This is a genomic window from Oligoflexus tunisiensis (assembly GCF_001748245.1).
GTDB lineage: Bacteria > Bdellovibrionota_B > Oligoflexia > Oligoflexales > Oligoflexaceae > Oligoflexus > Oligoflexus tunisiensis.
The window spans coordinates 2,866,801-2,889,244 of the sequence record NZ_BDFO01000001.1 but is presented as its reverse complement, the minus strand read 5'-3'; the positions used below and the strand labels follow the sequence as shown (position 1 = coordinate 2,889,244).

The window sequence follows — 22,444 nt, the reverse complement described above, 5'->3', positions numbered from 1 at the left end:
GGAAGGTTTTGAGAACGGACTTGTCCTGGGTGGTTCGCCACCCTAATATGGCACCATTATGATCAAATCACACTAAGAGGAAACTGGCCGCCGGCCGGCGTGCCGAGACCGTGAGGAGACTATGGAAGGTCGCGTCATCTTAAAAAATCAGGATATGGTTGCCGTTCGCGTGATCGATGGAACGTATAGCGTGTTTCGCTTGAAATCGCCCTGCTCTGTCGAAATCGGCGATGTCTTCCTGGGTCCACTTTCTGCTCTGGGTTATCAACTTCTGCTGCATAGTGGATCCGACGCGATTGTCGAGGCTCACGTTAAACTAGCTGGCAGTCAGGTCGCCGCGAAAACCAAGCAGCTGGTCGGCATGCGGCGGCGGAGTTAAGGCCGTGTGTTCGCGTCCCCATTGACGATCGTATCCTAAGCAAAGGGCCCGGTGGCATGCGCCCCGAGCCCTTTTCCGTCCATGATAAGACACAGGTGTGATCAGTTGCGTTCCATGGCCAGCAGGAGACGACTCCGCTGTTTGCGTGGCAGCCGCAGAATCTGGATCGCACGGTGCAGCACCGTATGCGCCTGCTCGGAAACGGGGTAACAATCCACGACGCTGGTGGGAATCCTGGCACGTTCCGCGTCCAGGTCCTCATCGGGCGTGAGCAGGATCATCGGCAGGGATTGAAATAACTTCTCGAGATATTCCGCCACTTCCAGTCCGGACAGCGGATACATGTCCCCATGCACAATCGCAGCATCATACTCACGTAAACGCCCCACATAGCCAATGTCATGCATCGATGAAAAATAGTCCAGATGATGCCCCTCATGGGCGGCAGCAGCCCGATAGGTGGCGGCTGTTACACCATCACCACCAAGCAACACGAATTTCCAGGGAGTCTCACTCGATCTCATGAACGTCTCCTCTGCGAATGGGGCTGGGCCCACCCTGCCCTGAGTTGGAATTATCAGCTTAGAGTTTTAGGCAAGCGAGGTCTTGATGTCCACGATAAAGGGGATAAAATGAGGGAAAGATAAGACGATGAATCCTACCGTCTGGTAGAAACTTTCAGTGGAATTCCCTATGAGCTTGTGAAAGACCAGCTTAATAGCTGGTCGTCTTCGCCTTGCGAGTCGACTTGAGTTTGGCGTCGAAATCATTGAGCAGCGTGCGTTCCGCTTCCTGATTCCGCATTCTAAGGACCATGCCGATTCCATAGATGGAGTGGAGTTCGACATTGTCACTGACTTCGCGCAACGCCCGGCGCACTTCAAAAATTTTGCGGTCCAGGGCATTATCGCTGACCGCCAGCGAACCCCACAGTTCGCGCTTCAGAACGTCCTTGGGCACAATCGTGCCATGGGCGCGAATCAATTCGGCCAGCAGATCGATCTCGCGTGCAGAAAGTATCAATTGGCTTTTGCCGCCACTGATTGTCTTGTGTTTGAGGTCGACTTTCAGATCGCCGAATTTGAGGAGGTTCATTCGATTCTTGTCGTTCAAGTCCTCGATACGGACCCGCAGCCGCGCGACCACTTCCGCCGGTGATATCGGCTTCCGCACAAAATCATCCGCACCCGATGCCAGAGCCTGGCTAATGCTCGTATCCGACTCATCACCACTGATGACGATAATAGCAGTCGTCGGCCATAGCGCACGAAGACGGGGAATGATGTCGAGACCGCATTCGCCTTTCAGGTGGATATCCACAAAGGCCCCAACTGGCGACATCTCGCCCGCGCACTCGAGCAGCTGCTCGCTCTGGGTAAAGGCAAAATTTTTCAATCCCAAGGTTTCCTCAATGATTCTCGCCATTACCGGGTCATCATCGAGCGTCACAATATAGGGTATTTGTGAAAGATCCTTGAGTCGCGACAGCATGTGCTGCTGGTTTGCCATATAAAAAACCCTCATTCTTGCAATCACCATCTCTGTTCTACAGGAATCCGAAGCCGAGTTCCAACCCTTTCAAGCTGACAAACGGCCCTCTCAACTCAGGATTTTCCTTTTCTTTGCAGGCCTTACCAAGACTGGGCTTCGGGAATCGGAACTTACACTCATCAAGTCCCCGCGGACCCTGCCGATAGAATAATCGAAAACTGCTATTAACCGAAGGGACTTGTCATGGCTGAGTCCGATCTGGAAACCAAGGCTGAGCAGGGCGATACCGAGGCCCAGTGTTCGCTGGCTTTTCTTTATGAAATCGGCATGGAGCGCGAGCAGGACTATCGCAAAGCCGCGCACTATTGGCAGATGGCAGCCAAGGCCGGCCGTCAGCTTGCCATTGATAAGCTTAAGTTATTACTGGAAGAAGGCAAAATCGAGGCTTCGTGGCTGGACCCGATCGAAGAGGAAGCGTCAGCCCCTCGCATCGTGGCTGAGACCCGGCCTGGGCAGGAGATGGCACCCAAAATTCTCATGGCCGACGATGAAGACGAATTCCGAACTCTCATGGGCGAAGTTCTCGAGGCGGCCGGCTACCGCGTGGTGCATGCGTTGAATGGCGAAGAGGCTGTGCAGAAGGTCTTGGCCAACCCCGATATCCTGCTCATTATTACCGATTTGAAGATGCCAAAATTAAATGGACTGCAATTTGTAAAAACTCTGCGCCGCATGCGCCTCGCGGAATCGGCTCGCGTAATCGTCATGACGGCCTATTCCCAGCCGGCGTTGATCACTGAAGGAAAGAAACTGGCCATCGATTCCTGGCTGGTGAAACCGGTGCGTCCGGAGACGCTGATGGAAACCGCTAAACGTCTGCTGGAAAGGAAGAATAACGTTGCCTAACCGTTTTGAGGAAAAAGCCATGCGTTGCCTCGCCATCTCGGCGAGTAGCTCGCAGCGTCAATTGCTTTCTTCCGTGCTGAAAGAAATCGGTTTCAGCAACGTGGTGGTGGTCAGCGATATCAAGACCTGTCTGGAAATGATGGAAGCGGAGGAAGTCGGCTGGATCATTGGTCCTTTGCAGGATGCCAGCAACGCTTCGATTCTGCAGCTCCTCGACGTGATCAATCAGCAGCCGGTGCTGCGCCATGTGAAAGTTTCGATCCTGCGTGATCAGGATCATGAACTCCTACCCAAGGCCTTCGCCATGGGAGCCCTGTCCTGCCATCGATTTGCCATGACACGCGAGGCCTGCCTTCCCGAGTTCAAAAAACTTCTCGAACGCCTCACGGCGCATGAGCATGACTTTATCAAGGTCGCCGCCAGCTATCTGCAGGAATATCTGCACGAGAGGCGCGAGTTCGGTGATCTGCGCACCCTTTATACCGGACTTCTGCAGGTTTATCCCGGCAATGCCGACTCTATGCTGGCGTTGGCGCATACCCTGCTGGTGATGGGCGAACTCGAGACCGGCAAGGTGCTTTTGCATCAGGTAAAAATTACCGGCGGTGACAAGCTGGATCGCGTCCGCGAGCTCAGTCGGGAATTTTTTGAAAGCGAGGAAGTGCCGGATGAACCCGATGTGGTTCTGGCCGAACACTTTGGTTTCCGCAGCTGCCTGGTGGTGGATCCCACCCCGGAATCATTGAATCTCATGAAACAGACTCTGCTGAACCTCGGCTTTGGCGAGGTCTACTGCCACCGCGATCCCTTGAGCGCTTTGAAATGGTTAAGACAGAATAAAAAGCTCGACCTTTTGATCTGTGAATGGAAACTTCCAAATCTGCCGGGACCGGTGTTCCTCTATAAACTCAGGAACCGCCTGGGATTGAATATCCCGCTCCTGGTCATCAACGAGTCCATCGAGGAACGCGAGGTTCCCCTCCTGAGCGAACTGGGTGCGAGCCGCCTTTTGCAAAAGCCGATCGATGACAAACGCCTCAATGCGGATATCATCTGGACCTTGCAGCAGCATACCAATCCCACGGATCCCTTTGTGATCAAACAGAAGCTGCTCCTGGCTTCCAAGCGCCACGATGTGGCCGAAATCAAAAAGCTGAAGCAGCTTTATTTCGACCTCCCCGCGCTTTTGGAAGCGGATAAATTGCTGATGGAAGCGCAGATCGCCTTTGATTCCGGCTGTTTCCTGCATGCCAAGAAACATGCGCTCGACGCCATGCGACTCGGCGGCAGCTCACGCGAGGCCATGGAGATACTCGGCAAATCGCTGATGAAGCTGCGGGATTTTGATGCCGCGGTGCGCTGCCTGTCGAATGTATCGTTTATTTCACCGATGAATGTTTCCCATCTTTGCAATCTTGCTGAGTGCCACCTGGAACAGGGCAATGATCAGGCTTATGATCAGGTGATGAGCAAGGCCCAGGACCTGGATGAAGACGCGGCCCAGGTCATCGAAACCGCGGCCAAGGGTGCCATCAAACGCGGTCACACCGAGACCGCAAAGAAGCTGCTCAGCCGCCTGAAATCATTCAAGGAAGTTCTGGCGTTTATGAACAATCGCGCGGTAAGTTTGATACGCGTCGGCAATTTTGAGGAAGGCGTCGAACTTTATAAACGCACGCTCGAATCCCTGCCGGAGAATCAGCAGGAGATGCGGGCTCTGATTCACTACAACCTCGGCCTGGGTCTCACCCGTGCCAATCGCCTGGAAGATGCCCTAAAAGCCCTGTCGGAAGCGGAACGCAGCCAGAACCAGCAGAGGATCATCAAAGCCAAAAGTCTGAAAACCCGGATTGTCGCCGCCGTCAATTCCGGGGAAACGCTCGTCCTGAAATCCGATCCTCCCATCAGTGAGCAGGCGGAGCAGGAAAAGATGGATCAGATGAGGCAGATGGAGGCGAGCCTCGCGGCTGCAGAGAAAATCACCCGGTCCGATTACTGCCTGATCAATATTTATCGCACCACCTTGGGTGAAGATCGCGCGCAGGAATTGCTGGCTAAGAAACTCAACTTCAGCCCACGCGGCAAGCTGGTCAAGGATTATCACCGCGGCCTTGTGCTGCAGGACACGAAGGAAGCAGGCTAAGCCCCTGACGGGTGCAGGGGTGATACGTGATGCAGGATTGATTTCAGGAATGGGGAAACGGCCTGCGGAATCAGGCCACTTCAGATAGGAACGAGAAGTAAAGCTCGGGGTTGTGATCGCACTCCATCTGCTCACCGCATTCGGAGCACTTCATCTCGGGGCTTTCCATGTAGGATTCCAGCCCGGCCTGGATGTCCTTGCCGACGACCAGGATCATGCTATCCTCATGCCCACAGCTGGGACAGACGAATTGCGTTTCAAAGGAATCCACCACACCGTGGCGGCCAATGAACTCAGGAATCATCGAAAACTGAGTGACTATCACGGATGAACAATTGATGTAATGGATCTTCGATTGGTTTTTCACAATCGCTTTGATCCATTCCCGCACACCGCAGCTGTTGATACGAGCGACGTCGCGCAAGTCGATCCAGACTTCCTCTTTGAACTTTGGCAACTCCTCGTCGATCGAGAAATTCTCGTCGATGGTCCCTGAGATTTTCAGGGTTCGGTCGTTGATCCAGCGAAATTCACAGCGGCTCATGGTATGGCTTTCCTCAAACTAGACAACAGCTTTAAAATCTATCGGCCATCATTCCCAGGACTTTATTCAAAATACCTTTAAAAGACAGCAATGACCCTATCCCAGCGGAATGACGACTTTAAACCGACACCGACGATCACTCGCAGTCCTGCGTAAGGTTTTCCCATCAGGGTCATGACGCTCCTAAACGGTGACCCTTATTCCATCGTAGCGGACGCACCCAGGCTTGAGTTTTTCGCATATAAAAAAAATTTACCCAAGGCGCATCAGGCCTTGGATTTTCTTCCAGAAAGGATTAAACGGAGAGCTCTTCGTGCACCGCGAGGTTTTCGAGGCCATCGTCACCGACGCCGCGATCCAGCCTGCGGTCCATTTCATACTTGGGATCCCAGGCAAAGCGGGAACCGGCTTCATTTTGGACGAGCGGAGCACGGAACAGATACTGACTCTTACGCAGCTGCTCAGCAAAATTACGCACGAGTTCCCCTGCCCCACCCAGGCTGCCGGCTTCGTTCACGGCCTCGCGGAAAGGCTTCACGCCCTGCCAGCCCTTGGCATACCAAAGCAGATGCTTGCGCATGCACACGGCCGCACCGGGCTGATCGCCGTATTCCTCCTGCTGCCAGGCGAGGTGCCGCAGCACAGTCTCTTCCCATTCATCGACGTTCACAGTTTTGTCGCGACGGCGGATTTCCTTGAAAAGCCAGGGATTCCCCATCGCCCCGCGACTGATCATGACACCGTCCACACCGGTGACGGCTTTCATATGATCGACATCCTCGAACTGAAAGAGGTTGCCATTCCCGATCACCGGGATCTTCAAGGCGGCCTTGATCTGGCGAATGCCTTCGAGGTTCACCGGCATGCCATAGTCATCGGACCGCGTGCGCCCGTGCACGGTCACCCATGCGGCACCACCGGCTTCCGCGGCCTGCGCGACTTCCAGTCCGTTCAAGGAATGTTGATCCCAGCCCAAACGAATCTTGGCTGAGATCGGTTTGTCGGTGGCGGAACAGGCAGCCTGCACCGTTTTGAGAACACGCTCGGGATCGCGCAGGATCGCCGAACCACAGCCCGTCTTCACCACCTTTTTCACCGGACAACCCATGTTGATGTCGATGGTTTCAAAGTCATGGCGGGCCAGGATTTCCACCGCACGGCCCATATCATCCGCCGAGGCTGCGGTGACCTGCACACCCAGAATCGACTCCGAGCTGTGACGTTTCAGCATGTCATAGGTACGACGGCTCTCGTAGAGCAGGGCCGTGGCCGAAATCATTTCAACATAAGTCAGATCCGCGCCCTGGGCGGCACAGCTTCGCCGAAAGGGATGATCCGAGACTCCGGCCAAAGGTGCCAGGAGCAAGGGATCCCGGGGCAGACCCAAGGCTTCAAAAGGATTTGACTTATTCATAGGAGCCTCTCGTATCATAAGTTTCCATTCGAGCAGGATTTCTTAGGTGAAAATGTGGAGATGGTCCAGCCTTTTTTGACAGCCCTGGAGCCGCCCTGCGTCTGGACTTTCCATGGCAGGGCGCCTTCTGTATGATGGGCGCCTAAGTTGAGTGGGCTATGAAGAACCCGCAGCGTTTGCCAAGGAAAAGGAAGCTGAAGATACCATGCTCGACATTAAATTCATTCGCGAACATCCGGATAAAGTACGCAAGGCCATCCAAGATAAACGCATGGGCGTCGACCTCGATCGCCTGCTCGCAGCGGACGAGCACCTGCGGAAAAAACAAGTCGAGATGGAACAACTTCAGGCCGACCGGAATCGCATTTCCAAAGCCATAGCCAGCGCCAGTCCCGCTGAGCGTGACACCCTGAAATCCCAGGTGGCCGCATTCAAACCCCGTCTTGAGGCTCTGGAAAATGAAGTGCGCGAGCTGAACACGGAGTTTGAACAGCTGATGCTGCTCGTGCCCGCCCCGGCCCGCGACGACGTTCCACTGGGCAAGGATGATAGTGAGAATGTGGAAGTCAAACGCTGGGGTGAAGTGCCCCGCTTTGATTTCAAACTCAAGGATCACGTCGAAATCGGTGAAAAACTCGATCTCTTCGATGTGGAACGCGGCGTGAAACTCGCCGGCAGTCGCTCCTATGTCCTGCGAGGACTCGGCGCGCAGCTGGAGCAGGCCATCCTGCGTTTGACAGTCGATTCCCTGAATAACAAGGGTTATACGCAGCTCGCCATTCCCGTCCTTGTCAAAGAGGAGGCGATGGTCGGCACCGGATATTTTCCGGTGGGACGCGAGCAGGCCTACCTCGTCGAACGCGATGAGATGGTTCTGGTCGGCACTTCGGAAGTGTCCCTGACCTCGTATCATGCCGGTGAGATTCTGAAGGATGAGCAGCTGCCTCTCCGTTACTTTGCGCAGAGCACCTGCTTCCGGCGCGAAGCAGGAACCTATGGCAAGGACGCGCGCGGTCTTTATCGGGTGCACCAATTCCAAAAGGTGGAACAGGTCATCATCGGCCATGCGGATCCTGAGGAATCGGAACAGCTGCACGCGGAAATCCTGGGCAATGCTGAGGCCGTTCTGCAGGCTCTGGAACTTCCTTACCGCGTGGTCTACGTTTGCACGGGTGACCTGGGTCAGGGGCAGGTGCGCAAGCACGATATTGAAACCTGGATGCCCTCACGGAATGCCTATGGCGAGACGCACAGCTGCTCGACCTTTTACGACTTCCAGGCCCGCCGCCTGAAGCTGCGTTACAAGGATAAGAATGGGCAGAATATCCACGCCTTCACCCTGAACAACACGGCGATCGCCACACCGCGCGTTCTGATTCCGTTCCTGGAAAATCACCAAACAGCGGATGGAAAGGTACGCATTCCAAAAGCTTTGCAACCCTACCTCGGCGGCCGGACCAGCATCGGCTGAGGATTTTCGCAGACTTGCCGATAATCGACTCAGGATTTCTCAGGAAAGTTGGGGTCGATGAGCGGTTTTCCGGCACAATCCGCGCTCGTGCTGCTGAGTCTTGGGCTCGGCAGCGGGTGTGCCTATGCCGCCGATGGCCCCCTGTCCAGTCTTTGGCCCTGGCTCAGCCTTCTGCTCGCCCTATTACTCGGCGCGGCCATCTACTTTTGCTTCGTTCTACAAAAGGAAATCACCAGGCTTCAGCATCGCCTTCGCGAACAGATCATCAAGACCGACAACGCGTGCAAACATCGGGACGAGGTGCTGGCCGAGGATCGATTCCGCACCACGCTTTTTCATGGCAGTTCTCATGAGTTACGCACCCCTCTCAACGGCATGATGGACTTTCTGCAGCAGCTCCTTCAGGGTCATTACGGTCCCCTTCCACAGGATGCGCGCCTGCAGCTCAGCACGTGCATGCGGCTCGGGGAATCACTGCGGCATCAGATCGCCACCATATTGGATCTGGCTGAAGGGCGCCGCGGAAAACTGCAGCTGCATAATTCCCGAATAGCCCTGCCCCAGCTGATGCTCGACATGGAAACCATCGCCGAAGACCTGCGCCTCAGCTACCCCGAGGTGCAGTTTGAAAGCAAAAAACTCTGGAAGGATGAGGACGAGGTCTTCATCCATGATTACGCGAAAATTCTGATGATACTGCGCAAACTCGTCAGCAATGCCTTCAAGTTCGGCAAAGCCGAGGAACGCAATCACGTGCGGCTGGTCATCGGTCGCCGTCATCGGGCGCTGACCATTGAAGTCAGCGACCAGGGCGTGGGTTTGACTTCTGAACAGATCAGCCGCATCTTCGATGATCAGGAGGAGCCGGATTCGAGCGGCCTGGGACTGGCCATGGTCCGTATTCTTTTGCGCCTGATGCAGGGTGAAATGAAAATCAGTGCGGAGCCTCAGGTCGGCAGTCGCTTTACGCTCGTCATTCCTGAGCAAAGCGTCGTGCATGACGAGAACCCGGTGACGGTATCCCCACTGGCCGCTCAGGGCAAACAGGAGCCGACGCCTGCATCCAGCGCACCCAGTCACAACCTTTTGAAAATGGATGGTCATGCGGTCCATATTCTGGTGGTCGATGACAATGAGATCAATTGCGAGATTATCCACGAGATACTCACGCCCCAGGGTTATCGGGTCAGCCGTGCCTTTGGAGGCCGCGAGGCGCTGACCCGCATGCGGGCCGATCGCCCGGATCTGGTGCTGCTCGACCTCGCGATGCCCGAGTTTTCCGGTGAGCAGGTGATGCAGGAAAAACAGCTCGACTCCAGCCTCGCGCCCATTCCGGTGATTCTGATCACCGCCCGCGCCGCGGAAGAGGATCGCATGCATGGGCTTGATCTCGGTGCGGATGATTATCTGAGCAAGCCCATCATCCCGCAGGAACTTGTCCTGCGCGTTCGCAATATTTTAAGCCGCCAGCGTTTGACCAAACGCATCGCCCTGATGGAAGAGCGGGAAAAGCTCGCGCAGCTCGGGGAATTGATCACCGATCTCAGTCGCGAAATCCGCCACATCTGGGCGGGTCGTCATGCCCCGGATGCCGCCCAGCGGCTCTGTGAGGAGGCTCTGCAGGCCTTGCCCGCCGCAGAACGCCTGGGCCCGGGATTCAGCCAGGTGTTTTTGAATGAACAGGAAAGTGCTGAGGATATTGACCTTGAAGCGCTGCCTCTGCCCAAGGATGGAAAGCCTGGCCTTGACCTTTTGCGGGCCCTGCGTCTTCAGCTTGCGCCGGCTCAGCTGCCGACGGCGGACAAGACCAGAATCTGGCAGGTCCTCCAGGAGCTTCCTCCTTCCCAGCTGGACCTCCTGGAACGGGTCGTGGCCCTGGCCGGCACGCATATGCATCTTATGAACCTGGCGCAGAAATCCCGCCTGCTCATGGACGGCATTCTCGCCTTTCATCAGCCCCATGGATCCCAAAGGCTCTGCCGGCTCGATCAGACGCTGACGCAAACCGTGAATCTTCTGGGTCCGCGCCTGCGTTTAATCGGTGTGCGTTTGACCACGACGCTGCCGCAGGAAACGCTGATGATCCATCCAGCGGACCTGATGCAGGTGAGCATCAGCCTCATCACAACCCTTTGTCAGCGCCTGGAGATGCTCCTGGATCAGGATAAATGGCTGGACATTACCGGCATGACCTTCGTCGATCATGTGCTGCTGCGCTTCACCTGTGGGGGGCCGCGTCTGACAGAAGCCCAGGCCTTGCGGCTATTCGATCCGGTCACGGAACGTTCCGAGGGTTCAACGAACAGCGGCCTGCATGTGGCGCGCAGAATTGTGCTTCGCGCGCCGGGTCGTCTTGATTTTAATTTGAATGAAGCGACCACCTGCTTTGAGCTTGAATTGCCAAAGGCTTTGGCAGGAATTTATTGAAGGACCATGGGGCAGCATCGGGATATTTGTACCTTAAGGTAAGGGCGCGGCAAAAGATGCCGCTCAACTCCGACCAAGGGGGGCCGATAGGCTGAGTGGAGATGGGAGTTTCATGGGCTTAATTGATTACAAAAAGATTGCTCCGGGGCTTTACTGGGTGTCGGTCCCCAGCAGGAAGGTTTTCCTGCAGGCTGGCTGTCCCGCCGATAGCGTCAAGCATCTTATCAAGCATGGTGTGATTCGCAACCAGGCGAACAACGCGATGCTGCATGAAACCGGCCCCAATTGCCTCCTCCTGTCCGACCTTGGCATTCAGAATGGACAGTTCGCGAACCTTGCTGAATTTACCATGCTGCAGATGTTCTACCGTCAGGGCATGTTGATTCCGAATCATCCGGGCTTCTCCAAGGACAAACCCATCATGATCGGCAACCCTGAGCAGATCGGGGCCCAGCTGGATTATGTCTTCCGCGGCAACTACGGTCTGATCGATGAGAACGAGCTGGTGGAAGCGGGCATGTCGCGTGAGCAGGCGGCGGAGATGATGCGTTTGAAACTGAAGTTTGCCTTTGGCAGGATTCAGGCCACGCATGATCTGATCGACTGCCGGCACCTCGGTGATGATCCCATGAACATCAACGGCGTTTTGATCCGGCGCACCGGCATCAACAAGTTCCGCATCAGCGTGGAGCAGGATTCTGTCGACGTGGATCTGAACCTCGCGCCGCATGAAGCCTATCAGCCGACCTATAAGCTGAACTTCCAGCGTTTCGCACCCGAGTTTTTCTCGGTCATCCACAGCGGTGAAGGCGATGGCTGGGATATTCACCGCCCGGCGATGGCGAGTATCATTTGCTATGGTCCGGATGTCTATCTGATCGATGCCGGCCCGCATATCACGCATACCCTGCGTGCGCTGGGTCTCAGTTTGAATTCCATCCGCGGGATATTTCAAACCCACGGTCACGACGATCACTTTGCAGGCCTCACCGAACTCATGCTCGGCGACCGCAAGCTCGAGTACTATTCCACGAGCGTCGTTCGTCATTCGGTCAACAAGAAAATGCAGGCGCTGCTGTCGGTGAAATTCCCGGTTCTGGAACGGTTCTTTACCATCCATGACCTCGTGCCCGAACAGTGGAACAATATCGATGGTCTGGAAGTGCAACCCAGTTACTCACCCCACCCGGTGGAAACCAACACCTTCCAGTTCCGCACCGTGACGGAAAATGGTCATCGTACCTATCATCACCTGGCGGATATCTGTTCCTTCTCCGTTCTGCAACGGATGATCGAACCCGATCAGCAGAAGCCTGGCATCACGATGCAATATTTCCAGCGCATCAAGGACCTCTATCTGCAGCCCGCCGATCTGAAAAAGATCGATATCGGTGGCGGCATGATTCACGGTCATGCCGAGGACTTCCAGGGCGATCGCAGCAAGAAAATCATTCTGGCCCACACGGCTGACGAACTGACGCCGAGTCAGCTGTCGATCGGGACAAGGGCGCTTTTTGGTCAGATCGATCATCTGGTGAAAAGCCATATCGATAACCGTCATGAAGTGGCGGCGCGTTCCCTGCATCACTACTTTCCGACGGTCCCCTTCAGTTCGTTCTATGAACTGCTGAATCAGCCGATCGAATCCCTGGAGCCCGGCAGCGCCCTGGTTCGCCAGGCCGGCCATGCCCAGGATATTTTCCTCGTGCTGAGCGGGATCGTGGCGGCTCCGAAAAGCGAAGTGCCCTTCGGCCTGGAGTATGTGGCGGGTTACCTCGTCGGGGATGACCCGGACTGTCCCCTGCATCAGTTGATTTCGAAAAGCTTTGCCGAGATTCTGCGCATTCCCCGGCGGATCTTTGATTCCTTCCTGGAGCGTTACAACCTGAAGGAAAGTTTCAGCAAAAACATCAGCCGTCGGCGCATGCTGCAAAACAGCGACCTCTTCCAATCGATCAAGTGGTCGCCCCTTTTGAACAAGATCGCCAAGTCGGTTTACGAAATTCAAATCAAGGATCAGCAGGTGATCTCGCACTTTACGGGACACTTCGTCTTTATCCTGGAAACCGGCCGCCTCTCGCTCTTCCGCGAAGGCTATGCCGAGGAATTGAAGCCTGGTCAGTTCTGTTACGAGGACAACGTGATCACCGATCATGCGCCGCTGGAACTGCAGCTGAAGGCTTTGGAGAACAGTCGCGGCTATCTCATTCCCCATGTGGTGCTGAAGGATATTCCGGCTGTTGAATGGAAACTGCTGGAAACTTACAAGCGCCGATCCCAGGCCATTCAAAAGTCCCCCATCCTTCACAAGAATGCATCTTGAACAATTTTAGTTCGGATAAACCCGCGGAATAGGCGTGTCATACAGGCATGAATACCTGATCCGGTGCCATCCTCATCCGTCAGAGCACAGGCTGCGGCGGCCTTTCCCAGGCGGTCCTTCAGGAATTCTATTGGCCAGGCGGCCATGAATGGAAAACAAAATGAGCGCGATGATCATCCATCCCTCAGCTCACACGCGCGGCGATCGACCACGTTGCGAATGATCTTCCCCTGTCCTGGCACGATGAACTTGAGGCAAAGCTGAAGTTTTATCATGACTCCTTGTTTGATCGCATGAAGAGCAACAAAACCCGCTATCCCATGCAGCCAAAGGCTTGACCGGCGAGCCAGTTAGTGGTTTTTTGAAACCAAATCGTTAGCTGGCCGTTCATTCAATCGTTCTGAGGACGCTTCTCAAAAAAAAAAATTTCAGCGCCTGGTGGTTCAGCCAGGCGATTCTTATTCAGCCTTTAAACCCTTGCGTTTCAAGATCTTCCGGATTTTCTTCAGCATCATCTTAACGACTAACCGGCTGGCCAGAAGCCCATCCTTTGAAAAAATAGTGCATACTGATGCTTGATTCGTCCGAAAAAAAGCATAGATTGGAGATGTCAGCAGATGATGCTGATGCAATAAAAAGACGATGAGATCGTCTGATAACCGGAAGCTGATTTCAATTCATGCGCGGCTTCAGGAAGTTCAAGACCAGCGCAGTTCAGATAAAGGAAAGAAGTCATGAAAACCATCCATCACACACCCGAAGAAAACAACCTCATGGACGTCATGTCTGAAAGCGTAATGGCGACTTTGATCCTCGGCCTGGGTGTAGCCGCAACGCTGGTCGCTATCTTGATGGTTGTTGGTGCCTGATCAATCGGAACTCCTATGTTCCTGTAACTTATACTAAGCATCTTTGAAGCCGGTTCCTCGGAACCGGCTTTCTTTTTTCTTTCGTGGAACTACTTCGCTTCGGGAGGCGTCGTGGGAGCTTTCGCAAGGTAGGCGCGCGCCAGTTCCTTCTGCCGATGATTCAGGTCCATATCCTTCCCGGCAATCCAAAGCTTCTGCACCGCACTTTGTGGTTCGAAAGGATCACCGGACCAGAGCACAAGGTCAGCACGCTTGCCGACTTCAATCGCACCCCGATCCTTAAGACCCAGAACACGAGCCGGAACACTGCTGATGGCCGCGAGCGCGGACGCATAAGGCAGGGAGAAGGCCACGGCGCGTGCCGCCTCCTGACGCAAACGCCCCACCCGCACATCGTCCGTGCTGATGATCACATCCACTCCGGCTTCCATCAGCAGTGTGGCCTGATCATCCCGCACACGCAGTTCATCAAGGCTGCGGGGCATTTGCCGTGATGGGGTGAGGATCACCGGAATTTTCGCCGCGGACAGTTCCTTGGCCGCCAGCCAGGCTTCCCCCGCCCCACTCAGGATCAACTTCAAAGGAAAACCCTGCGCGGCCATTTCCTTCTTCCACTGAATCGCCGTCAGGACATCCGCCTGACGATGCAGGGTCAGAATCAAAGGCAGACGCCCCTGCATGACTTCGTAGAGCGCGTCCAGATGCAAAGGCCGGAGACTCAGCTGGGCGGCATGCAGGGCCTTGAGACCCCCCTGCTGTTTGTAATAACGGGCATCTTCAAAGGCCTCGCGCAGTTTCAACCAGGTTTGCCCCCGGTTTTTTCCGCCGGTGAGCGAACCGAACATGAGCGGCGTCGCAGGTGTTTGCGTAGCGGTCACGCTGGTGGAAAGGTCGAGCGCTGCACCCTGACCGGAGATGATTCCACCGCTGGGTTTGGCCACGACCGTGGTCACACCCTGTTCCCGGGCGATCGGCATGCGGAGTGAAAAGGGATCCCAGCCATCCAGGGCGCGGAAGGCCGGATTCAATCCCTCGCCGGCATCATGATCCTGCCCATCCTTTTCCATTTCCACCACCAGCGCGCCCATCGCCGTTTGACTTTCAATGAAGCCGGGCGTCAGCACCCGTCCCTGGGCGTCCACGCGTGGAATTTCCGGGGCCGCGCTGTGGGCACCAATCGCCTGGATCACGCCCTTTTCCACCCAGACGCTGGTATCAGCCAGGCGTTGACCCGTGCCGGTCTCAACCGTGGCATGTTCAATCACGAAACTATCGTGAAGCCGTGGCTCAGCCGGAAGCGGCGTCTGCACCTTCTGATCCGGAATGCCAATACCCGGCAGCGGATCCTTTTGCGAACCGCGGTCACCCAAACCAAAGTTGCGAATGCCGCGCTCCATATCCCCAAGCGGATAAACCTGCGGGCCGCGATCAAAGAGGATCTCGCCGCCGACCAAAACCTTGTCGGGCTTGGCATAGGCCGAGAAGGGATGACGATCCCACAGCACGATATCCGCCATCTTTCCTTCCTCAATGGTGCCTGTTTTCTTATCGATGCCGAGCACGATCGCCGGATTGCGGGTGATCCATTGCAGAATTTCGTCATCGCTGATTTCGATGCCGAACTCACGCGCTGCCGTCTGCGCTTTCGCCGCTTCAAGATTCAGATAACGAATTTCGTCCTCCGAATCCGAATGGATGGTCGGCATGCCTCCGGCTGCATGCAGCATGGGAGCATTGAGGGGAATGCCGTCGAAGGCTTCCATCTTGAAGCCCCACCAGTCTGCCCATGTGGCGATCGCCACCTTTTCCGCCACCAGACGCTCGCGAAGCTTGTAAGCTTCGAGCGCATGATGAAAGGCATGAATGCGGAAACCATAGGTCCTGGCCAGATCGAGCATGATCGCCATTTCATCGGCACGATAGCAATGCACGTGGACCAGGATTTCACCATTCAGGATCCGCGTGATGGTATCCAGCGCGTGATCGCGTTTGGGCGCCACGGGGCGGTCCTTGTCCCCATTTTTCTTCCAGCGTTCCATGGCGTGCTCATGATCCAGCCAGCTCTGGCGATATTCCCAGCCTTCCTGAAAGAGCTTGCGATACCCGGCGACGTTGCCCATGCGGGTCGAAGGCCCGCTCTTGTCGCCATAGACGCGCTTGGGATTTTCGCCACAGGCCATTTTTATCCCCTGAGGCGCTTCGGGAAAACGCATGGCCGCCACCGAAGGGGCCGGTTTCATATGCAAGGTGACCGTGCGTCCTCCGATGAGATTGGCGGAACCAGGCAGCACATGAATGGTGGTCACTCCCGACGCCAGTGCCCGCCAGATGGAAGGATCCTGCGGCCAGAAACTATGTTCCGCCCAGACATCCGGCGTGGTGGGATGGGTGGCTTCGTTGCCGTCCTGATGCGCCTTGGCACCCGGCAAAGGATAAACACCGATATGCGAATGCATGTCGATGATACCTGGAGTCACAACCTTGCCGCGTCCATCGATGCGAAGGGCATCCTTGGTTTCAGGCGCCGCGCCTTCACCGACTTTGTGAATGAGTCCCCCTTCGATATACACATAGCCCTGCGGGATGCTCGCGCCCGTCGCCAGCATGATCCGGGCATTTTCGATGAGGATGCGCGGCAGTTTTTGAACATCGGTGTTGGACTCAGGGTAAAGCGGTTCGGGAAGTTTGGACCAGAGACCGGGTTGCTCCGTTGCAGGGTGTTTGTCCTTTTTCCACTGACAGGCCGGCAGGAGCAGCAGAAGACTGAGGAGACTAAGCTTTCGAGACAGGGTACGCGACATAGGCGACATCCATGGCTAGGGAAAATCGGTTTTCCTCTTATCCAATCAGTTGCCAACGATGTCAATGACCGCATTTTGCAGGGGCCGGTTGGCCCCAACGGGTTCTCAATAATTGTACCAGGGGAGTAACTTAGAGCTGCGCGGCGGTTTCCACCGGTTCGCGTAACAGATAATCGACAGGAATGGGACCTTCGCGACTGACCAGTGCGCTGAGTTCAGGATCCGCCATGATCTGTTTCAGAGGCTGCATTTTGCCGTCCAGCATGGCCCACGAACCCACCAGCCGCAGACCGTGGCTGTAATCCACATAACGATCCCCGTGCCAGGTGGAAAGCGGCTGAATGTTTTCGCCGTTCCGAATGTTCTGCCAGCCATAGATCGCAATTCTCTTGCCTTGATGCACCAGGCGCGACGAGAGCACGATATCTTTTTTATGACCGGCGACAAGGCGGGTGAAATCCCATTCCATAAAGCGCTGCGAACGAATCAAATCATTATGGGCTTCCAGCCAGGCGACACTGTTCATTTCCGTGGCGGGACTGAAGATGCGCGGCCACATCACGCATTCCGCCTGATGAAAGATGGCATCCACCATCTTCGGTGTGGGCAGAACGAAATCCCAGCTGCTCGCGAGTTTGCGGGCGCTCACGAAGCTCAAGGGTATCAGCACGGAATCCTCATTGTTGCCGATAGCCACATAATCCGGCATGACCCAAAACGTGAGCGTATGACCTTTCTCCTGAATGGTCACCGCCTTCAGCTTTCGCATGAAATCAGGAAAGTAGCCGCGCTGCAGAGCATCGAGCACGGCCTCTTCGCGTTTACGGATCGGAGCATCATGATAAGCCGCGAGCAGGGCTTTGCCGCCGGGGATGGGCGTCGTGGGACGCTGGGGCATCCGACTGGTTAAATACGCCGACATGCTTTCATTGAATTCATCAGACGTCCACGCGGCTGCAGACGTCGCAAGGGCGAGACCGAAGACCAATCCGGTCAACGCAAGACCCAAATGAATTCTCATGGGGATACTCCGGGATAAAGCTTTCATATCTCCTCGGAAAAATCGGCCAAAACTTGAGAAAAATTTCATTTTTCTTAGGATTCTTACCAACTTGCAAAACTTGCGAAATATGCAAAAAACCGGGTTTCTGGACGAGCCAGAGACCCGGTTATGGGCAAAAACTTATGGAAATCCATAAGCCATACTAATTGAAAATCAAAGGCCCAGGAGCGGGGCCATCATCGCAGCCAGGGCATCCTGCCAGCGTGGGGGTTGGAAGCCGAAACTTTCCTCGATGCGGGTCAAGGACAGACGGGAATTCCGGGGTCGCTTCGCAGGTGTAGGATAATCCGAACTGGGGCAGCCGTCCACTTCCTTTACCGCAAGATCCACTCCGTAGCTGCGGGCGATACGGAAAATTTCCGTGGCGAAGGCCTGCCAGTGGGTGCAGCCGCGATCGGTCAGATGATAAACGCCCTGATGGACGCTGAAAGTGGCCGGAAAACCGTGCGTACGACCGAGCTGCACGAGGTGCTGGACGAAGTTCGCCAGCGTGCGGGCACTGGTGGGCGCTCCGTGCTGATCATTCACGATTTTCAAGGTTTCGCGTTCGCGACCAAGTTTCAGCATGGTTTTGACAAAGTTATGGCCGTAGACACCATAAACCCAGGATGTACGCAGTGTGATAGAGGCGGCCCCGCTGGCCATCAGATTGGATTCACCCTGCCACTTGCTTTGCCCATACACATTGATCGGCGCAATGCGTTCATCCTCGTGATAGGGACTGGTGCCTTCACCGGAATAGACATAATCCGTGGAAAAATGCACCACGGCGGCTCCCACCTCGCGCGCCACGCGACCGATCACCCCGGGAGCGGTGGCATTGACCAGGAAGGCCTTGTCCTGCTCGCTCTCCGCCTTGTCCACCGCGGTGTAGGCGGCCGGATTGATGATGAGGTCGGGTTTCACCTGGCGAATGGCCTGCTCCAAGGCGGCGGCATCGCACAGATCAAGCGTTTCGGCGGGAATGGCCGCAACCCGATCATGAGGTCCTTTAAAAGCGCTGATATCGGCCAGTGGCGCCAGGGCCTGCCAGATTTCAAATCCTGCCTGTCCATTGGCTCCTGTGAGGAATATCCGCGGGCGCTTCATCATGCTCCACCTTCTCAGCTGCATGTTATTGGGGCAAACCCTTGAGCAAAATCTTCTCGTCTTCGAACTGCATATTCATCGCGCCGAAGGCCGTGCCGAGATGCAGCCGGGCCGACAGCTTGAGTTTCAGATCCTTGGGATTTTTCATATACTTCTTCATCAGCTGCAGCGCCACCTCGGGGTCCACGGAAAAGGGCAGACGGGCCGTGCTGTGTTCCTTGGCTTCCAGCACAATCGGTTGACTGTGCTGACCCTTGCCAAGCTCCATATCGAGTCCGCGGACCCGATAGTCGAGGTTTTCGATTTCCACCCGAAAGGCGTTGGGATTGATGATATCGAGCACAAAAACCAGCTCGATGCGATGCACGCTGAAGGACTGGACATCGATCTGAACCAGCTGGATTTGAGGTTTTTCCGCCACCCAGCCGATCATTTGTCGGAAATACGTGCATCCGCCGATCGCAATCAAACCCGATACCGTCAGCAGGATACCCAAACGCCGCCGATCCAACATCAGCCCCTCCTCGAGTGTGGAGCGACGGCTTAGACGTCTGCCAAAAGCTTCAGGACGCGATCATTGCCCAGTTCCTTGAGGAAGCCCGGCAGACGTGGACCTTGATCGCGACCGATAATCTTCTGATAGACGGCGCTGAAAAACTCTTTGCCATCGCAGCCTGTCGTATGAATGATATCATCATAGAGGCGCTGGTTTAAATCCTTCGCTTCGATGGACGCGAGGTCAAGTCCTTGCAAGAGTCCGCGCAGAGCCACGACTGCCGCCTTCTGCTGCTCCGACATCGCCACAGGAACCGCTTCCTTGTGAATGGAGAAACGGAACTCGTCCGGCGCATAGTCCTGCACCCAATTCCAGGCGCGTTCGGCCCGACTGCGGAAGGCCGCTTTTTCCTCGGGTGTGACCGCCTTGTCCTTGTAATAAACGGCCCAGGTCCGCTCCACATCACCATCGCAAAGCTGCAAACGGCCCGTGAGTTCACGGAAGGGCGCGCGATAGGGAGCTTTAGCCGGCACTTCGCCCTCCCCCAGGCAGGACAGTTCATAGGCGCGCCGCATGACCGGCCATTTGCCTGGATTTTGCGGCATAGGCTGCAGAACGAACTGCTCGGCGCGATCGAATTCATCGTAGACCTTGATCACATCGGTATCAAAGGCGATCGCAAAATCGGTGTTGGGTCTTTGGTTGGCAAAGATCCACCGCACCATTTGGGGTTCATAGACTGCCATGGCTTCCGACAGGGTGATCAGTTCGCCTTTGGACGAGGACATTTTCCCCGTTCCGCCTTTGATCAACACGAAATCGTATTGCAGGTACTGCGGCGCTTCCCGGCCCCAGACTTCCTTCACGATGCGCTTGCCGGTGTCATAGGAACCGCCATCACTGGAATGATCCTTGCCACCTGGCTCAAAGTCCACGCCTTCATAGGCCCAGCGCATCGGCCAGTCGGTTCGCCAGTTCAATTTCAAATTGGAGGTTTTGCGGATATCGATCGTTTCCTCAAGGCCGCAGCTGCCGCACTTATAGGAATAATCATAACCGCCTGGATAACGTTCATATTCCATGCGATCGCGCTCGCAGCGACTGCAGTAAATCGTGGTCGGCAGCCAGTCGGCGGCCAAAGGTTCCGCCCGGAAGGCATCCAGGATCTTGCGAATCACATCGCGTTTTTCCAAAGCCACCTTGATTTGTTCCGCATAAAGACCGGAACCATAGCGTTCACTTTGATACAAAAATTCAGGATCGATCCCGACCTGCTTCAATTCCTCTTCAAAGACGCGTTCATTATGGGCTGCGTAGCTCTTGTCTTCGCCGTAAGGATCGGGAACACGGCTGATCGGACGCCGCAGATTTTCGGTCAGCATCTCCTGATTGGGCAGGTTGACGGGAACCTTACGCAGTGTATCAAAGTCGTCCCAGCTGTAGATGAAACGCACCTTTTTTCCCAATGAGCGCAGGGCTCGCGCCACGAGGTCGACCGTGATGACCTCACGGAAATTACCGATATGGACAACTCCGCTGGGCGTGATACCACTCGCCACGGTATACGAGTCTTTGTCGCCGCATGCAGCTGCCACGCGTGCGGCAGCCTGGTCGGCCCAATGGGGGGTCAGGGGCTTCATGAATTACCTTTGTTCTTGGAAATGCGTTTACGAACGGAACCGGTTAGTTTTAGCATACGAAGGGCTCAAGGCAAGAGAAAACCGGGCTAGACCGCCGCCTTGAAACCACTGACACGCCATGAGGACTTGGATGAAAAAAGAGCATATTTACCGCGTACGATTTGTGGAAAAAAGCCAGACAGCCCCGATGGAAGCTCTGGTGCGGCAGGTCGAGCCGAGCACGTTGCCCGGCTTGGTTTGTCTGAGCGACTTTGTGTTCAAGGATGCCACCAAGATGATTATCCTTCCGGAAGAGGACGCGGCGAGCAAGCGCTTCCGCAATACCATCTCCATGCATATCCCGTATCACAACATCCTGTTTGTGGAAGAAATCCATGACGAGCCGGTCGATGTGAAGGCGCTGCCCTTCCTGAAAGAAGTCCCTGATGACAAGGACGAGGACTGACTTGAACAGATTGACTCCTGATCCTTATCCTGCCATTGGAAAAGAGTCCGCGTCCCGCCGGCAAATTCATCGCAACTTTCAGCCATGCCGTTGATCGCAGAGCGCTAATTGCAGCGCTCGTGCTGTTAAGGAATCTTAACTCAATTAAAACGCCACGCCTACGAAGGAGGGTGGAGTGTTGCGTCACGGCAAAGGAAAAAAGATGGCTTCCGTTCAAAAAATCCAGCCCCGAAAACAGTCGCTTCAAACTCAGGATTCGGAATCCCTGGCCCAAAAAATCTGGGGTCTGGACTGGAAACTGCATTTCCCCCGAACTCTGACGGCGAACATCGTGGTCGATCGCATCGCGGCTGTGGAGGCCTGGCCGCTGGTTCATCAGCTTTTTCCCGAGGTTTACCAGCGCGATGCCACGGAGAGTCGTTTCAAGGACGACGGCGCTGCCGATGCGAAACAGAAATATTACGAAGAGCTCGGCGATTTTTTCGTCTTCCAGGATCTGGCAGAGAGTGATCGCGTCATGGGTCTGGCTGTGGGTTCCCTGCTCGACTGGAGCAGTTATAACTTCCGTAATATTGCCGTTCATCCGGATTATCAGAATCTGGGCCTCTATCCCATGTTCTTTGAACTTTTGGCCAGCATCATGAAAGACCATGGTGTGCGACGCATCGAAGGTGATGTGGCTCCGAGCAATCAGCATCATCTTCATGTGCTCAACAAGATGGGCTGTGTGGTCAGCTCGCTCGGTTATTCGGAACGTTGGGGTGTTCTCCTGCATATGACCCGCTATTTGCAGGATGAGGACCGTGAGCAGTGTGCGCGGCTGTTCTCCATGACCGCGTCCAGTGATATCGCCGCGATGCAGCGGCCGGCGGGCAAGAAATAGCAGGAAATGGGGATGGGCCCCAGAAACCATATTCAGGAGTCGTACCATGAAAAAGAAATA

The 22,444-nt window shown here is 55.4% G+C and carries 19 protein-coding genes; 9 read left to right on the top strand and 10 right to left on the bottom strand.

Features of this window, described 5'->3' with window-relative positions:
* The first annotated feature begins 121 nt into the window (after positions 1-121).
* On the top strand, positions 122-379 hold the full coding sequence (locus OLTU_RS12370) for a hypothetical protein (protein ID WP_141733071.1): 258 nt from the start codon (positions 122-124) through the stop codon (positions 377-379).
* A gap of 101 nt (positions 380-480) precedes the next feature.
* On the opposite strand, the gene OLTU_RS12365 is transcribed toward OLTU_RS12370, so the two are convergent.
* The gene (locus tag OLTU_RS12365; RefSeq protein WP_141733070.1) at positions 481-903 is read right to left on the bottom strand and encodes a hypothetical protein; all 423 of its coding nucleotides are present in this window, start codon (positions 901-903) and stop codon (positions 481-483) included.
* A gap of 190 nt (positions 904-1,093) precedes the next feature.
* Entirely contained in the window at positions 1,094-1,888 is a 795-nt protein-coding gene (locus OLTU_RS12360; RefSeq protein WP_176736556.1) for a response regulator transcription factor, read from the bottom strand.
* A gap of 225 nt (positions 1,889-2,113) precedes the next feature.
* Here OLTU_RS12360 and OLTU_RS12355 point away from each other — a divergent pair, with 225 nt between their 5' ends.
* On the top strand, positions 2,114-2,776 hold the full coding sequence (locus tag OLTU_RS12355) for a response regulator (protein ID WP_141733068.1): 663 nt from the start codon (positions 2,114-2,116) through the stop codon (positions 2,774-2,776).
* A gap of 19 nt (positions 2,777-2,795) precedes the next feature.
* Complete coding sequence (locus tag OLTU_RS12350) at positions 2,796-4,919, top strand: response regulator (protein WP_141733067.1); 2,124 nt, start codon at positions 2,796-2,798, stop codon at positions 4,917-4,919.
* Positions 4,920-4,989: 70 nt separating this feature from the next.
* Here OLTU_RS12350 and OLTU_RS12345 read toward each other — a convergent pair whose 3' ends face one another.
* Together OLTU_RS12345 and OLTU_RS12340 are read right to left on the bottom strand one after the other, a co-directional pair.
* Positions 4,990-5,463, bottom strand: a complete 474-nt coding sequence (locus OLTU_RS12345; protein WP_141733066.1) for a hypothetical protein — start codon at positions 5,461-5,463, stop codon at positions 4,990-4,992.
* A 295-nt stretch (positions 5,464-5,758) separates the two neighbouring features.
* Positions 5,759-6,877, bottom strand: a complete 1,119-nt coding sequence (locus OLTU_RS12340) for a tRNA dihydrouridine synthase (RefSeq protein WP_176736555.1) — start codon at positions 6,875-6,877, stop codon at positions 5,759-5,761.
* Positions 6,878-7,028: 151 nt separating this feature from the next.
* Between OLTU_RS12340 and serS the strand changes: the two genes are divergently transcribed.
* From serS to OLTU_RS12325, 3 genes are all read left to right on the top strand, one after another.
* Positions 7,029-8,348 carry a serine--tRNA ligase gene (gene serS / locus OLTU_RS12335; RefSeq protein ID WP_218110001.1) on the top strand — a complete coding sequence of 440 codons (1,320 nt, stop codon included), beginning with the start codon at positions 7,029-7,031 and terminating at the stop codon, positions 8,346-8,348.
* Between the two features lie 57 nt (positions 8,349-8,405).
* Positions 8,406-10,775, top strand: coding sequence for a response regulator (locus tag OLTU_RS12330; protein ID WP_141733064.1), 2,370 nt, complete (start codon positions 8,406-8,408; stop codon positions 10,773-10,775).
* A gap of 112 nt (positions 10,776-10,887) precedes the next feature.
* Positions 10,888-13,098 (top strand): MBL fold metallo-hydrolase, encoded by a 2,211-nt coding sequence (locus tag OLTU_RS12325; RefSeq protein ID WP_141733063.1) that lies wholly within the window; start codon positions 10,888-10,890, stop codon positions 13,096-13,098.
* A 610-nt stretch (positions 13,099-13,708) separates the two neighbouring features.
* On the opposite strand, the gene OLTU_RS32885 is transcribed toward OLTU_RS12325, so the two are convergent.
* Positions 13,709-13,834 (bottom strand): hypothetical protein, encoded by a 126-nt coding sequence (locus OLTU_RS32885; protein WP_281181165.1) that lies wholly within the window; start codon positions 13,832-13,834, stop codon positions 13,709-13,711.
* Here OLTU_RS32885 and OLTU_RS32880 point away from each other — a divergent pair.
* Complete coding sequence (locus tag OLTU_RS32880; RefSeq protein WP_281181164.1) at positions 13,833-13,967, top strand: hypothetical protein; 135 nt, start codon at positions 13,833-13,835, stop codon at positions 13,965-13,967. The two genes, OLTU_RS32885 and OLTU_RS32880, sit on opposite strands and share 2 nt — an antisense overlap.
* 89 nt (positions 13,968-14,056) lie before the next feature.
* On the opposite strand, the gene OLTU_RS31885 is transcribed toward OLTU_RS32880, so the two are convergent.
* From OLTU_RS31885 to lysS, 5 genes are all read right to left on the bottom strand, one after another.
* The gene (locus OLTU_RS31885; protein WP_176736554.1) at positions 14,057-16,768 is read right to left on the bottom strand and encodes an amidohydrolase family protein; all 2,712 of its coding nucleotides are present in this window, start codon (positions 16,766-16,768) and stop codon (positions 14,057-14,059) included.
* A gap of 130 nt (positions 16,769-16,898) precedes the next feature.
* A complete protein-coding gene (locus OLTU_RS12315; protein WP_141733062.1) occupies positions 16,899-17,789 on the bottom strand; it encodes a hypothetical protein in 891 nt (296 codons plus the stop codon).
* A gap of 195 nt (positions 17,790-17,984) precedes the next feature.
* Positions 17,985-18,923: a dTDP-4-dehydrorhamnose reductase gene (rfbD, locus tag OLTU_RS12310; RefSeq protein WP_141733061.1), complete on the bottom strand. Its 939-nt coding sequence runs from the start codon at positions 18,921-18,923 to the stop codon at positions 17,985-17,987.
* Positions 18,924-18,945: 22 nt separating this feature from the next.
* Positions 18,946-19,434, bottom strand: a complete 489-nt coding sequence (locus OLTU_RS12305) for an LEA/WHy family protein (protein WP_141733060.1) — start codon at positions 19,432-19,434, stop codon at positions 18,946-18,948.
* Positions 19,435-19,463: 29 nt separating this feature from the next.
* Positions 19,464-21,056, bottom strand: coding sequence for a lysine--tRNA ligase (lysS, locus tag OLTU_RS12300; RefSeq protein WP_141733059.1), 1,593 nt, complete (start codon positions 21,054-21,056; stop codon positions 19,464-19,466).
* Positions 21,057-21,174: 118 nt separating this feature from the next.
* On the opposite strand from lysS, the gene OLTU_RS12295 reads away from it, so the two are divergent.
* Together OLTU_RS12295 and OLTU_RS12290 are read left to right on the top strand one after the other, a co-directional pair.
* Positions 21,175-21,501: a DUF1820 family protein gene (locus tag OLTU_RS12295; RefSeq protein WP_141733058.1), complete on the top strand. Its 327-nt coding sequence runs from the start codon at positions 21,175-21,177 to the stop codon at positions 21,499-21,501.
* 202 nt (positions 21,502-21,703) lie between these two features.
* Positions 21,704-22,384 (top strand): GNAT family N-acetyltransferase, encoded by a 681-nt coding sequence (locus tag OLTU_RS12290; protein WP_218110000.1) that lies wholly within the window; start codon positions 21,704-21,706, stop codon positions 22,382-22,384.
* Positions 22,385-22,444: the final 60 nt, after the last annotated feature.